The sequence below is a fragment of the Jiangella asiatica genome, assembly GCF_004349065.1.
Taxonomy (GTDB): Bacteria; Actinomycetota; Actinomycetes; order Jiangellales; family Jiangellaceae; genus Jiangella; species Jiangella asiatica.
The window spans coordinates 1-12,242 of record NZ_SMKZ01000090.1 but is presented as its reverse complement, the minus strand read 5'-3'; the positions used below and the strand labels follow the sequence as shown (position 1 = coordinate 12,242).

Genomic DNA, 12,242 nt, shown 5'->3' with positions numbered 1-12,242 from the left:
ACCCCGCACCACCCCGCATCCCAGCGACCCCGCTCGCCGACGAATCAAGCCCAGGCCCCGAAATGATCACGTTCAGCACGAAATCTCGTGTCACACCATGCTCGCAATCATGGTGAGGCTCGTGTGATCGTGCTGAACGTGATCATTTCGGGCCGCATTTCGAGCTCCGTCACCCGATGGGCCGCATCTCCCACCGCAGGGCACGCGGACGCGACGGGGTGAGGCGCGACGCGCCCTGAGGCCGGCGCGGCCCTCAGCCCAGCGCTGGACCGCTGGTCAGTCGCCGACGGTGGCGCGCTGCGGCGCCGTGGGCTCGGCGGACGAGTCCTCGGTGCCGCCCCCGCGGCCGGCACGGTGACCGGCACCACGACCAGCAGCACGGTCGCCACCGTCGTCGCCGCCACCGCGGTGATCGCCGTCACCCGCGTCGTCCGGCTCGTCGTCTCCGCCGCGGTCACCGACCCCGAAACCGGTCGACTCGCCGAACCCGGTGGACTCGCGGAGCCCGGTCGGCTCTCGGAATTCGCGGGTCTCGCTCGAGCCGCGGGACTCCCCCAGCCCGCGCGCCTCGCCCGGCCGGTCCTGGTGGCCCAGCCCCAGCGGATCGTCGTCCGCGGCGGCCAGCTCGACCGGCACCGGCCGCTCGGCCGGCTCGTGGCCGTTGCGGTGATGCGCGAGGTCCTCGTACGCGGTCGGGTGGCGCAGCTGCTCGCGACCGTCGCGGACGGTCTCGACGATGCGCGCGGCGGAGATCTCCAGCCGCGCCAGCTTGGCGTCGACGTAGTCGTCGGCGTCGCTGCGGATGGCTTCGGCCTGTTCGCGAGCCTGCCGCACGATGTCCTCGGCCTCCATGCGGGCGACCTGGGTGACGGCGTGGTCGGCCACCAGCCGGGCCTGCTCGGACCGGGCGTTGGCGATGATGCGCTGTGCGTTGCCGCGCGCCTCGATCAGCAGGGCCTCACGCTGGCCGAGGACGGCCTCCGCGGCCTGCAGGTTCTCCGGCAGGTGCTCCCGGACCTCGTCGAGCAGGGAGAGCAGCTGCTGCTTGTTCATCATCGCCGTCGATGACATCGGCATCGTCCGCGCCGAGTCGACCAGTTTGACTATCTCGGCGATCTTGTCATGAATCTCCATGACCTTGCCCCCTTGTGTGCCAGCTCGTATCACCGGGATCCGAGCTTGTCGCGCAGTCGCCGCAGAACCGGCCCGGGAACCAGTCCGGCGACATCCCCGCCATAGGACGCTACCTCTTTGACGAGAGAGGACGAAAGGAACGAGTAGTCCGGATTCGTCGCCACGAAGAGCGTCTCCAAACCCGTCAGGCGATGGTTCATCTGTGCCATCTGTAGTTCATAGTCGAAATCCGTGACGGCGCGCAGCCCTTTCACGACAGCCGGAATGTCGTGCTGACGGGCGAAATCGACCAAGAGCCCCGCGAAGCTCTCGATGCGGACCGCCGGCAGGTGCGCACAGGTCTCCTCGAGCATCTCGATGCGCTCGTTGACGTCGAAGAGGCTCTTTTTGGAAACGTTCACGAGCACGGCGACGACGACCTCGTCGAACAATCTCGAGGCCCGCTCGATGACGTCCAGATGACCGTTGGTCACCGGATCGAACGAACCCGGGCAGAGACAGCGGCGCACGCAACCTCCCGCACTAGATCGACCGGGCGAGACCGTACCAGAGCATGGTCTCCCCGTACCTGCGATCGCGTCCGGCGTCGATGCCGTCCGGCCAGGTCACCGGGGGACTGCGCCGGTCACGCTCGACGACGACGGTCGCGTCCGGCGCGAGCCAGCCACGGGTCAGCGCTTGCAGCACCCCGAACAGCTCGGTTCCAACCATCGCGTACGGCGGATCAACCATGACCAGCTCGTACGGGGTGTCCGGAGGCTCGGACAGCACCTTCTCCACCGGGGCCGCCGCGACGACCGCGCCGGGCAGCCCGACCTCGCGGACATTGGTTCTGATCACGGCCGCGACCCGGGGGTCCGATTCCACCAGCAGGCAATGCTCGGCGCCGCGGGACAGCGCCTCCAGCCCGAGCGCGCCGCTGCCGGCGTACAGGTCCAGCACCCGCAGCCCGCGTAGGCTGCCGCCGTAGCCGGCCTCCAGCGCGGAGAACAGCGCCTCGCGCACCCGGTCCGACGTGGGCCGGGTGCGGTTGCCGGGCGGCACGGCCAGGCGCCGGCCACCGGCCAGGCCGGCGACGATGCGCGTCATGCCTTGTCCAAGTAGTCGGCCTCCTGCTCGGCCAGCACGTCCCGGACGGCCTCGTCCAGGGCGGGGTGCTCGGCCAGCTCCGGATCGGCGGCGACGACGGCTGTGGCCGCCTCGCGCGCGTCCTGGATGATCTCCACGTCGCGGATGACCTTGAGCATCTTGAGGCTGGACCGGCGCCCGGACTGGGCCGCGCCGAGCACGTCGCCCTCCCGCCGCTGTTCGAGGTCGACCTGGGACAGTGCGAACCCGTCGCGGGTACCGGCGACGGCGTCGAGGCGCTCCCGCGACGACGTGTCGGCCGGGGCGTCGGTGACGAGCAGGCACACCCCTGGGATGCTGCCGCGGCCGATGCGACCGCGCAGCTGGTGCAGCTGCGAGACACCGAACCGGTCCGCGTCCATGATCACCATCATGGACGCCGTGGGCACGTCGATGCCGACCTCGATGACCGTCGTCGCAACCAGCACCGGAGCCTCCCCGGACGCGAAGCGCGCCATCGCCGCGTCCTTGACGTCGGCGGGCAGCCGGCCGTGCAGCACCTCGAGGTCCACGCCGGCGAGCGGCCCTGAGCGCAGCATCTCCGCCAGTTCGAGCACCGCGACCGGCCGCCGTCGGTCGTCGTCGGCGGCTGGCGAGGCGGCGTCCTCCTCGCCGTCGCCGTCGCCATCACCTATGCGGGGGCAGACGATGTACACGCGGTGGCCGGCCGCGGCCTCCTCGCGGACCCGCTGCCAGGCCCGCTCGAGGAAGTGCGGCTTCTCGTCCACCGGGACGACGTGCGTGGCGACGTCGGCACGCCCACTGGGCAGGTCGGCGAGCGTGGAGATCTCCAGGTCGCCGAAGACGGTCATGGCGACGGTCCGCGGGATCGGCGTGGCGGTCATGACCAGGACGTGCGGCCGGGTGCCGTCGCGGCTTTTTGCGGCAAGCGCCGACCGCTGCTCGACGCCGAACCGGTGCTGCTCGTCGACCACGACCAGGCCGACGTCGAAGAACTGCACTCGCTCCTCCAGCAGCGCATGGGTGCCCACGACGATGCCGGCGTCGCCAAGGCCGATGTCCAGCAGCGCCTCGCGCCGCGCCGCCGCCGACATGGAGCCAGTGACCAGGGCCACTCTTGTACCGACATCGCTGCCGATCTCCGGATCGCGCAGCATGCCGCGCTGTGCCAGCGGCCCGAGCATCTTGGTCAGCGACCGGTGGTGCTGCTGCGCCAGCACCTCCGTGGGAGCCAGCAGCGCGGCCTGTCCCCCGGCGTCGACGACGGCGAGCATGGCGCGCAGCGCGACCACCGTCTTGCCCGCGCCGACCTCGCCCTGCAACAGCCGGTGCATCGGGTGCGGGGTGTCCAGCTCGGCAGCGATCTCCGCACCCAGTCGGCGCTGGCCCTCGGTGAGCTCGAAGGGCAGCCGCTCGTCCAGCGCGTCGACCAGGCCACCCGGCGTGGCCGCGCGCGGCGTCGCCGGTAGGGCGGCGGTCGACAGTCGGCGCCGGGCCAGCTCCGTCTGCAGGACGAACGCTTCCTCGTACCGGAGCCTGCGCTGGGCCTGCCAGGCCTTCTCGATGGCCTTCGGCCGGTGCACCGCCTCCAGCGCCTCGGCCAGCCCGGGCAGGCCGCGGGCGCGGCGGACGTCGTCAGGGATCGGGTCGGGCAGGTCGCCGACGGAGTCCAGGACCACCTCGACGCATTTGGCCACCCGCCACGACGGCAGCTTCACACTGGCCGGGTAGACCGGGATGATCTGGTCGGCGTACTTCTCCGCCGCCTCCCGGAAGTCGGTGACGTCGTCGGGGAACATCTCGTAGTCGGGATGGGCGAGCTGGCGCTGGTGCCGGTAGCTGCCGACCTTGCCGGCGAACAGCCCGATCTGCCCCGGCCGCAGGTCCCGCTCGCGCCATGCCTGGTTGAAGAACGTCAAGGTGAGCTCGCCGGTGCCGTCGGTGACCACTGCCTCCAGGATCGAGCCGCGGCGGTTCTTCATGCTCCGCTTCGACACGCCCTTCACCATGGCGACGACGGTGACGAGCTCGTCGTCGTGCAACGAGCTCAGCTCGGTCAGCTCACCGCGCTGAACGTACCGGCGCGGGTAGTGCCGCAGCAGGTCGCCGACGGTGTGCAAGTCCAGCGTGTTGGCCAGCACCTTCGCGGTCTTGTCGCCGACGACCTTGCCGAGGTCCCAGTCGAATCGCACCATCACTCGACTCCGAGCAGTAGCGGGTAGCGGGCCTGTCCGCCGTGGTAGACGACGGTGTCGGCCTCCGGGTGGGCGCGCCGCACCGCCAGGGCGACCCCGTCGGCGAGGCCGAGTGTGGCGCCGTCGCCGGTGACGACGGTGACCAGCTCGCCGCCGGCGGACAGCATGCGGCCGACGACGTCGGTCGCGACACCGAGCAGGTCGGCGCCGATGACCGCGAAGTCGCCCTCGACCACGCCGAGCACGTCGCCGGGCTGGCACACCCCCGCCATCGTGACAGCCTCCGTCGCCGCGACCGTGACCGCCCCGTGCCGGGTGTGTCCGGCGGCGGTCGTCATGGCGACGACGTCGGCTTCGAACGCGCGGTTCGGCTCGTGCACCGCGAGCGCGGCCAGGCCCTGCACCTGCGCGACGGTCGGGATGACGGCGGCGCGCCGGCCGGCCGCGCGCAGCTCCGCCGCGGCCGCCTCCGCGACCGGGACCGCGTCGCGCTCGTTGGGCAGGATGACGACATTCGCGGTGTCGCCGGCGGTGCTGCCTTGGACCGCGGCCAGCATCTCCGCCGTCGACGGACGGTGACCGAGCGCGGTGGCGACGACGACGGCGCCGGCCGCGGCGAACAGCTCGGCCAGACCGGCGCCGGCGGCGAAGGCGACCACGACGCGGCTGTGGTCGTCGCGGTGGACGGCCCGGTGCCGGTCGGTGTCCAGGTGGGTGACGCGGATGCGGTGCGGCCGCCCGGCGTCCAGCGCCGCCTCAATGGCAGCGCCGGCGTCGTCGGCGTGCACGTGCACGCTCCACTCCCGGCCGCCGCCGCTGACCACGAGCGAGTCGCCGATACCGGCCAGGCGCTCCTTGAGCAGGTCGACCGCCGGCTCCAGCGCATCGAGCAGGTACATCACCTCGTAGCCCGGCGTGCCGTAGCCGATGGACGGCGGCCACGGCGTGGACAGCGCCGGCGAGGGGACGGTGTGCGCACCGACGGTGCGCGGCTCCGGCAGCGGCCGGCGTCCGGTGAGGACCGTGTCGAACGCGTCGAGCAGCGCGGACAGCCCGCGCCCGCCGGCGTCGACCACCCCGGCCCGGCGCAGCACCTCGAGCTGGTCCGGCGTCCGCGCCACCGCCCGGCGCGCGGCCTCGGCGGCGGCCAGCGCCACCTGCGCAAGCGTGGGTGCCGGCGTGTCGGCCGCGGCGTGAGCAGCGACGGCGGCGGCCCGTGCGACCGTGAGCATGGTGCCCTCGGTAGGCACGGCGACCGCGCGGTAGGCCTCGTCGGCGGCCAGCGCCAGCCCGTCGGCCAGCGCCGTCCCATCGGCCAGAGTCACGCCCGGCCGGCTCAGCACGTCGGCCACACCGCGCAGCATCTGCGCGAGGATGATGCCGGAGTTGCCCCGCGCCCCGCGCAGCGCCCCGGCGGCCACCGCACCGACCACCCCGGCGAGCCGTGCGCCGTCGTCGTCGTTCTCGTCGGTGTACGCCTGCGCGGCCGCGACCGCCGCCTCCATCGTGAGGTAGAGGTTGGTGCCCGTGTCGGCGTCCGGCACCGGATACACGTTGAGCGCGTCGACCTCTTCCCGCGCCGCCGCGAGCGCGTCCAAGCCGGCGCGGCACCAGCGCAGGACGATCTCGGCGTCGGGAACCTGGTGCACGGTCTGGAGACTATCCCCGTCGGTTTGGGATGTGCGCCGCAGACCCGGTACTCTGGTGCGGTTGTTTGCGCCATCATCGGCGCGAAGTACTCATCCACCATTCGTCAGTAGGAGTCTCCGTGGCTGCCACCTGCGATGTCTGCGGCAAGGGCCCGGGCTTCGGCAACTCGATCTCGCACTCGCACCGCCGGACCCCGCGTCGCTGGAACCCGAACATCCAGACCGTGAGGACGGTCGTCGGGGGCACGCCGAAGCGGCTGAACGTCTGCACCTCGTGCCTCAAGGCCGGCAAGGTCGCTCGCCGCTGACCTCAGCTCTCCCGCAACACTTTTCTGACGATCATGAGGCGCTACCCGGCGTCTCATGATCGTTTTTGTCGTCCCCGTCGCCCTTCCAGTACGGCCATGCTTGCCCCGTAATCATCAACGATCGCTGACATCACCAGGATTGTGTGTGCATCACCATGGTTGTAACCCTGGTGGGGCACATGAACGCCCAGTGATGTCGCGGATCGTTGATGATCAGGTGCAGAGTCGACCAGGGCCCCCTGCCCACCCGCAGCGACAACACCGATCGCCACAGCGGCACCGCCGAACAAAACCGCGAACCCACACTGGACCGGCCACCGGGACCCGGCCCACACCCCTTGCGCCCGCGTCAGCCGGCGAAGTGGTCGTGGCCGGCGTTGCCGTCGTACGGCTCACCGGCGACGGTGACCCCGTCGCCGTCGCCGTCGCCCTTCGCCGCCACGGAGCCGATCACGTTCCACCGCTCCGGCAGCTCGACGTCAGGCGGGAAGGTGGCCGCGAGCGCGTTGTCGTCGCCGCCGGTGAGCACCCACGCCAGCGGGTCGGCGCCGAGCGCGCTGGCGACCTCCCGCAGCGGCCCGGCCACGTCGAGCGCGGCCGGGTCGATGTCGATGCGGACACCGCTGGCGGCGGCGATATGCCCCAGGTCGCCCAGGAGCCCGTCGCTGACGTCGCACATCGAGGTGGCGCCGAGCCGCGAGGCCTCGACACCCGCGCCGTACGGGATCTGCGGCCGCCGGTGCGCCTCGACCACGACGCGCGGGGTGCGGAACCCGCGGCTGAGCACTTGGTGGCCGGCTTCGGCCCAGCCGAGCCGTCCGCACACGGCCACCACGTCGCCGGGCTGGGCACCGGCACGCGTCACGGGCTCGGCGCCACCGAGGTCGCCCAGCGCGGTCACCGCCACGATGACCAGGTCCGAACGGACGACGTCGCCGCCGACGACGGACACCCCGAGCGGCGCACACTCCTCGCGCAGCCCCTCGGCCAGCTCCAGCGCCCACGACGCCGGCAGGTCCAACGGCGTGCCGAGGCCGACGGTGAGCGCCGTCGGCCGGGCACCCATCGCCTCGATGTCGGCGAGGTTCTGGGCGGCGGCCTTGTGCCCGACGTCGGCAGCGGCGGACCAGTCCCTGCGGAAATGCCGGTTCTCGACCAGCAGGTCGGTCGTCACGACGACCCGGCTGTCCGGTGCGGCGACGACGGCGGAGTCGTCGCCGGGGCCCAGGAGGACGCCCGGCCCTTGCGGCAGCCGCTCGGTCATGGCGCCGATCAGGCCGAACTCTCCCAGGTCGCTCACACTGTCGGGCATTCCGCTCTCCTTGTCACCCTCGTATCCCCCATGTTCCCCCGGACCAGGTAGGTTGGCCGTTTCGCACACCGTTCAGCATTGCGTGGGAGGGCAAACCGTGGTCGTACAGGCTTACATCCTGATCCAGACCGAGGTCGGCAAGGCCGCCGAGGTCGCCCGGAAGATCGCCGAGATCGACGGTGTCACTCTCGCCGAGGACGTCACCGGCCCGTACGACGTCATCGTCCGCGCCGAGGCCGGCAACGTCGACGACCTGGGCAAGCTGGTGGTCGCGAGGGTGCAGACGGTCGACGGCATCACCCGCACGCTCACGTGTCCCGTCGTTCACATCTGACCCTGGTCCTCACCGGCGCGACCCTGCTGGCCGGCTGCGGGTTCGGTGCGGTCGACGTCACACCGTACGAGCCCGAGCCCGGTAGCGCCGATGTCTGCGCCGCCCTCCTGGACGAGCTGCCGGAGACCGTCGACGACGCGATCCGGCGCGACGTCTCGCCCGAGTCCGACACCGCGGCGGCCTGGGGCCAGCCGGCCATCGTGCTGCGCTGTGGCGTGCCGATGCCCGCGGCCTACCGCCCGGACGCCCAGCTGTACGACGTCGACGGCGTGGGGTGGCTGGCCGAGGAGGGCGACGGCGGGACGTTCTTCACCGCCGCGGACCGCGAGGTGCTGGTCGAGGTGTCCGTTCCCGACGACTACGCGCCCGAGGCCGGCGTCCTCTCCGAGCTGGCCCCCGCCATCCTGGCCACCGTCCCCGAACGCCCGCTGCCCTGACCGGGTAGCGTCGGACGGTGCCGGCCGACCTGACGACCCTCGCCACCGATCGCCTGCTGCTGCGCCCGATCGAGCCGGGCGACCCTCAGCGCAGGCCCGTCGGCCGGCGCAGCGCCGTCTCGACCAGCCGGTCGACCAGCGACGGGTAGGCCAGACCGGACTTCTCCCACAGCTGCGGGAACATCGACGTCGGCGTGAACCCCGGCATCGTGTTGAGCTCGTTGACCAGCAGCGAGCCGTCCGCGCGGAGGAAGAAGTCGACCCGGGCGAGGCTCTCGCAGCTCAATGCCTGGAACGCCTCGACGGCCATCCGCCGCACCTGCTCGGCGGTCTCGGCGGGCAGGTCGGCGGGAATGTCGAGACCGACGTCGTCGCCGGGCAGGTACTTGGCCTCGAAGTCGTACATCTCGTGGCTGTCGTCGAGGCGGATCTCGCCGACGACGCTGGCCTCCGGCTCGCCGTCGCCGATGCCCTCGAGCACGCCGCACTCGACCTCGCGACCGACGACGGCCTCCTCGACGAGCACCTTCGGGTCGTGCTCGCGGGCGGCCAGGACGGCGGCCTCGACCTCGTCGAGGGTGCGCGCCTTGCTGACACCCATGCTGGACCCGGCCCGGGCCGGCTTGACGAACACCGGCATGCCCAGCGCCTCGACCTCCGCCAGCACCCGGTCGCGCTGGGGCTCCCAGGCCGACGGGCGCACCAGCACGTGCCGGGCCACCGGCAGGCCGGCGCCGGCCAGCAGGAGCTTCATGACGTGCTTGTCCATGCCGACCGCGGAGCCCAGCACGCCGGAGCCGACGTAGCGGACGTCGGCCAGCTCCAGCAGCCCTTGGATGGTGCCGTCCTCGCCGAACGGTCCGTGCAACAGCGGGAAGACGACGTCGACCTCGCCGAGCTCGTGCGGCACCTCGCCGGGCGATTGCACGACCAGCTCGCCGCGGCCGCTGGGCAGCACGACCGTGCCGCCCTCGTCGCTGACGTGCGGCATCGCGCCCCCGGTGATGGCGAGCTGCCGCGGATCGCCACTGGCCAGCACCCACCGGCCGGTCGTCGTGATGCCGATGGGCACGACGTCGTAGCGGCGCGGGTCGAGCGCGGCGAGCACTCCCCCTGCCGTGACGCACGAGATCTCGTGCTCGGAGCTGCGGCCGCCGAAGACGACGGCGACCCGGATGCGGTCCTGCGAGGCGTTCATCGCGCCGACCCTACCTCCGTCAATGTCCGTGCCGTTCGGGCTTGGCCGAACGGGACAGCAGCGACCCGAGCATCTCCGCCGGGGTGAGCTCGCCGCGCACCACCCCGGTGACGTGCTCGACGATCGGCATGTCAACGCCCTGCCGGCCGGCCAGGTCGAGGATGGACACGCACGACTTGACGCCTTCGGCCACCTGCCGCGAGCCGGCAGCGATCTCCGCGACGCTGTGTCCCTGGCCCAGCTTCTCGCCGAACGTGCGGTTGCGCGACAGCGGCGACATGCAGGTGGCGACGAGGTCGCCGAGCCCGGCCAGCCCGGAGAACGTGTACGCGTCGGCGCCCAGGGCCGCGCCCAGCCGCGCGGTCTCGGCCAGCCCGCGGGTGATGACGCTGGCCCGAGCGTTGTCGCCGAACCCGAGCCCGGCGGCGATGCCCACGGCCAGCGCGATGACGTTCTTGACCGCGCCGCCCAGCTCCGCGCCGACGAGGTCGTGGTTGGTGTAGGGCCGGAAGTGCGGCGAGTGGCAGGTCCGCTGGATGCGCCGGGCGAGGTCCTCGTCGGCGGCGGCGACGACGCTCGCGGCGGGCTGGCGCTGGGCGATCTCGCCGGCCAGGTTGGGTCCGGAGACGACGGCGATGCGTCCCGGCCCGGCGCCGGTGACGTCGTCGATGACCTCGCTCATCCGCTTGGCGGTGCCGAGCTCGACCCCTTTCATCAGGCTCACCAGCACCGACGTGGACGGCAGCGCCGGCGACCACTCGGCCAGGTTGACCCGCAGCGCCTGCGACGGCACCGCGAGCACCACGAGGTCGGCGCGGTCGGCCGCTTCGCCTGGGTCGTGGGTCGCCCGGATGACCGGCGGCAGCGCAACGTCGGGCAGATAGTCGGGGTTGGTGTGCGTGCTGTTGATGGTGTCGCACAGCTCCGGCCGGCGGCCCCACATGACGACGTCGGCGCCGGCATCGGCGAGCACGAGCGCGAACGCCGTCCCCCACGAGCCGGCGCCGAAGACCGCTGCCCGGGTCACCGCTCGTCCTCGGCGTCCGGAGCGGTCGCGGGGTCGCCGGTGGGCGGCAGGCCCGCGGCGCGGTGGTCGAAGCGGACCTCGGGCGGCACCTCACCGCGGATCTCGGCCAGCTGTTGCGTGATGGCGCTCATGATGCGGTCGGTCGCCACGCGCAGGCTCTCGGAGGTGACCGGGCGGCCGCGCAGGTCGTCGAGGTCGACCGGCGGGCCGGCGATGACGTGGACGGTCTTGGGCGGCAGCAGCCGCAGCCGCTTGGAGTACGGCGCCAGCACGTGGTTGGCACCCCACTGGGCGACGGGCACCACGTCGCAGCCGGTCTCCAGCGCCACCCGGGCCGCCCCCGTCTTGCCGACCATGGGCCACAGGCCGGGGTCGCGGGAGATGGTGCCCTCGGGGTAGATGGCGACCAGCTCACCGGAGCGCACGGCCGCGACCGCCGCCCGGTACGCCTGCGAGGCGTCGCTGGACTCGCGGTAGACCGGGATCTGCCGGGCCGCGGAGATGATGCGGCCGGCGATCGGGATGCGAAACACGCTCTCCTTCGCCAGGTACCGCGTGGCTCGGCCGTTGTCCCACATGAAGTGGGCGAAGGTCAGCGGGTCGAAGTGTGAGATGTGGTTGCCCGCGATGACGACACCCGTGCCGGGTGGCGGAATGTGCTCGCCGCCGCGCCAGTTACGCCGGGTGACCGCCATGAGGAACGGACGGAGCACGAACGCGATGAACCTGAACGCCACGCCCACGTCTGAACGTCGTCCCACCACGGGCACCTCCTTCATCTGCGACTACGGTACGAGCACTGGGCCGGGCCAGTCTGGCCCGGATGCCGCCGGGCCGTCGAGCCGGGCCGACGCGGTGTCGGTCACCTCGATGCGGAAGACTGTCCGGCGATGACGACATCGTTGCGCTGGTCGATCGTGGTTCCGGTCAAGCGACCCGAGCTGGCCAAGACCCGCCTGGCCGACGCCGTCGGCGAGCTGCGCCCGGAGTTCGCCCGCGCGTTCGCCGCCGACACCGTAGCCGCCGCGCTGGCGTGCGCGTCGGTCGCCGGCGTGATCGTCGTCACCGACGACGACACCGCGGCCGCCGAGGCCCGCGGGCTGGGCGCCGACGTCGTCGCCGACGCACCCGACGCTGGTCTCAACGCCGCGCTGCGCCACGGCGCGGAGACGGTCCGCTCGCGGCGCGCGGACGCTCCGGTGGCGGCCCTGTCCGCCGACCTGGCCGCGCTGCGCTCCGCGGAGCTGGAGCGCGTGCTGACCGCCGCCGCCCTGGAGCATGCGTCGTTCGTCGCCGACGCGGCCGGCATCGGCACCACGCTGTACGCCGCCGGGTCCGGCACGGCGTTCGACCCGCGATTCGGCGGACGGTCCCGCGCGGCGCACCGGCTGGCCGGGGCCGTCGAGCTTGACCTCGACGGTGTCCCGAGTGTCCGCCGCGATATCGACACCGCCGTGGACCTGTGGGACGCCGACCGCCTCGGCCTCGGACCTCGCACCGCGGCCCTCCTGGCCCGCCTCGACGTCGCCCTCTAGCCCCCCGCCCCGCACCCGTTGCCC

General features: G+C 72.5%; 13 protein-coding genes. 4 read left to right on the top strand and 9 right to left on the bottom strand.

All coding sequences use genetic code 11. The features are described from left to right. Nucleotides 1–276: 276 nt before the first annotated feature. The 5 genes from E1269_RS31160 to E1269_RS31140 are packed head-to-tail and all read right to left on the bottom strand — an operon-like array spanning nt 277 to nt 6,067. The gene (locus tag E1269_RS31160) at nt 277–1,134 is read right to left on the bottom strand and encodes a hypothetical protein (RefSeq protein ID WP_131902009.1); all 858 of its coding nucleotides are present in this window, start codon (nt 1,132–1,134) and stop codon (nt 277–279) included. Between the two features lie 29 nt (nt 1,135–1,163). Then, nucleotides 1,164–1,643, bottom strand: a complete 480-nt coding sequence (gene coaD / locus E1269_RS31155; protein ID WP_131902006.1) for a pantetheine-phosphate adenylyltransferase — start codon at nt 1,641–1,643, stop codon at nt 1,164–1,166. Nucleotides 1,644–1,656: 13 nt separating this feature from the next. Further along, entirely contained in the window at nt 1,657–2,223 is a 567-nt protein-coding gene (gene rsmD, locus E1269_RS31150; protein WP_131902004.1) for a 16S rRNA (guanine(966)-N(2))-methyltransferase RsmD, read from the bottom strand. Further along, nucleotides 2,220–4,418: an ATP-dependent DNA helicase RecG gene (gene recG / locus E1269_RS31145; protein ID WP_131902002.1), complete on the bottom strand. Its 2,199-nt coding sequence runs from the start codon at nt 4,416–4,418 to the stop codon at nt 2,220–2,222. The genes rsmD and recG overlap by 4 nt, the downstream gene beginning before the upstream one ends. Then, a complete protein-coding gene (locus tag E1269_RS31140) occupies nt 4,418–6,067 on the bottom strand; it encodes a DAK2 domain-containing protein (RefSeq protein WP_131902000.1) in 1,650 nt (549 codons plus the stop codon). The genes recG and E1269_RS31140 overlap by 1 nt, the downstream gene beginning before the upstream one ends. Nucleotides 6,068–6,186: 119 nt before the next feature. On the opposite strand from E1269_RS31140, the gene rpmB reads away from it, so the two are divergent. Continuing rightward, nucleotides 6,187–6,375 (top strand): 50S ribosomal protein L28, encoded by a 189-nt coding sequence (rpmB, locus tag E1269_RS31135; RefSeq protein ID WP_046771409.1) that lies wholly within the window; start codon nt 6,187–6,189, stop codon nt 6,373–6,375. Nucleotides 6,376–6,724: 349 nt separating this feature from the next. Here rpmB and E1269_RS31130 read toward each other — a convergent pair whose 3' ends face one another. Then, entirely contained in the window at nt 6,725–7,687 is a 963-nt protein-coding gene (locus E1269_RS31130) for a thiamine-phosphate kinase (RefSeq protein ID WP_131901998.1), read from the bottom strand. A 97-nt stretch (nt 7,688–7,784) separates the two neighbouring features. On the opposite strand from E1269_RS31130, the gene E1269_RS33660 reads away from it, so the two are divergent. Both E1269_RS33660 and E1269_RS31120 read left to right on the top strand, forming a co-directional pair. Beyond that, a complete protein-coding gene (locus E1269_RS33660) occupies nt 7,785–8,021 on the top strand; it encodes an Lrp/AsnC family transcriptional regulator (protein ID WP_239001091.1) in 237 nt (78 codons plus the stop codon). Continuing rightward, the gene (locus E1269_RS31120) at nt 8,000–8,458 is read left to right on the top strand and encodes a DUF3515 domain-containing protein (protein WP_203434266.1); all 459 of its coding nucleotides are present in this window, start codon (nt 8,000–8,002) and stop codon (nt 8,456–8,458) included. The genes E1269_RS33660 and E1269_RS31120 overlap by 22 nt, the downstream gene beginning before the upstream one ends. A gap of 85 nt (nt 8,459–8,543) precedes the next feature. On the opposite strand, the gene E1269_RS31115 is transcribed toward E1269_RS31120, so the two are convergent. Genes E1269_RS31115 through E1269_RS31105 form a run of 3 tightly spaced genes read right to left on the bottom strand, consistent with a single transcriptional unit; the run spans nt 8,544 to nt 11,444 of the window. Beyond that, a complete protein-coding gene (locus E1269_RS31115) occupies nt 8,544–9,656 on the bottom strand; it encodes a D-alanine--D-alanine ligase family protein (protein WP_131901994.1) in 1,113 nt (370 codons plus the stop codon). A gap of 19 nt (nt 9,657–9,675) precedes the next feature. Beyond that, complete coding sequence (locus E1269_RS31110) at nt 9,676–10,683, bottom strand: NAD(P)H-dependent glycerol-3-phosphate dehydrogenase (RefSeq protein WP_131901992.1); 1,008 nt, start codon at nt 10,681–10,683, stop codon at nt 9,676–9,678. Then, nucleotides 10,680–11,444, bottom strand: a complete 765-nt coding sequence (locus tag E1269_RS31105; protein WP_203434265.1) for a lysophospholipid acyltransferase family protein — start codon at nt 11,442–11,444, stop codon at nt 10,680–10,682. Before E1269_RS31105 ends, E1269_RS31110 begins: the two co-directional genes overlap by 4 nt. A 129-nt stretch (nt 11,445–11,573) precedes the next feature. On the opposite strand from E1269_RS31105, the gene cofC reads away from it, so the two are divergent. Next, nucleotides 11,574–12,218, top strand: coding sequence for a 2-phospho-L-lactate guanylyltransferase (gene cofC / locus E1269_RS31100; RefSeq protein ID WP_203434264.1), 645 nt, complete (start codon nt 11,574–11,576; stop codon nt 12,216–12,218). Nucleotides 12,219–12,242 lie beyond the last annotated feature (24 nt).

Excerpts from the sequence above, each read along its gene's own strand:
- E1269_RS31160 (WP_131902009.1), bottom strand. The coding sequence starts at position 1,134 with ATGGAGATTCATGACAAGATCGCCGAGATAGTCAAACTGGTCGACTCG.
- rsmD (WP_131902004.1), bottom strand. The coding sequence starts at position 2,223 with ATGACGCGCATCGTCGCCGGCCTGGCCGGTGGCCGGCGCCTGGCCGTG.
- recG (WP_131902002.1), bottom strand. The coding sequence starts at position 4,418 with ATGGTGCGATTCGACTGGGACCTCGGCAAGGTCGTCGGCGACAAGACC.
- E1269_RS31130 (WP_131901998.1), bottom strand. The coding sequence starts at position 7,687 with ATGCCCGACAGTGTGAGCGACCTGGGAGAGTTCGGCCTGATCGGCGCC.
- E1269_RS31115 (WP_131901994.1), bottom strand. The coding sequence starts at position 9,656 with ATGAACGCCTCGCAGGACCGCATCCGGGTCGCCGTCGTCTTCGGCGGC.
- cofC (WP_203434264.1), top strand. The coding sequence starts at position 11,574 with ATGACGACATCGTTGCGCTGGTCGATCGTGGTTCCGGTCAAGCGACCC.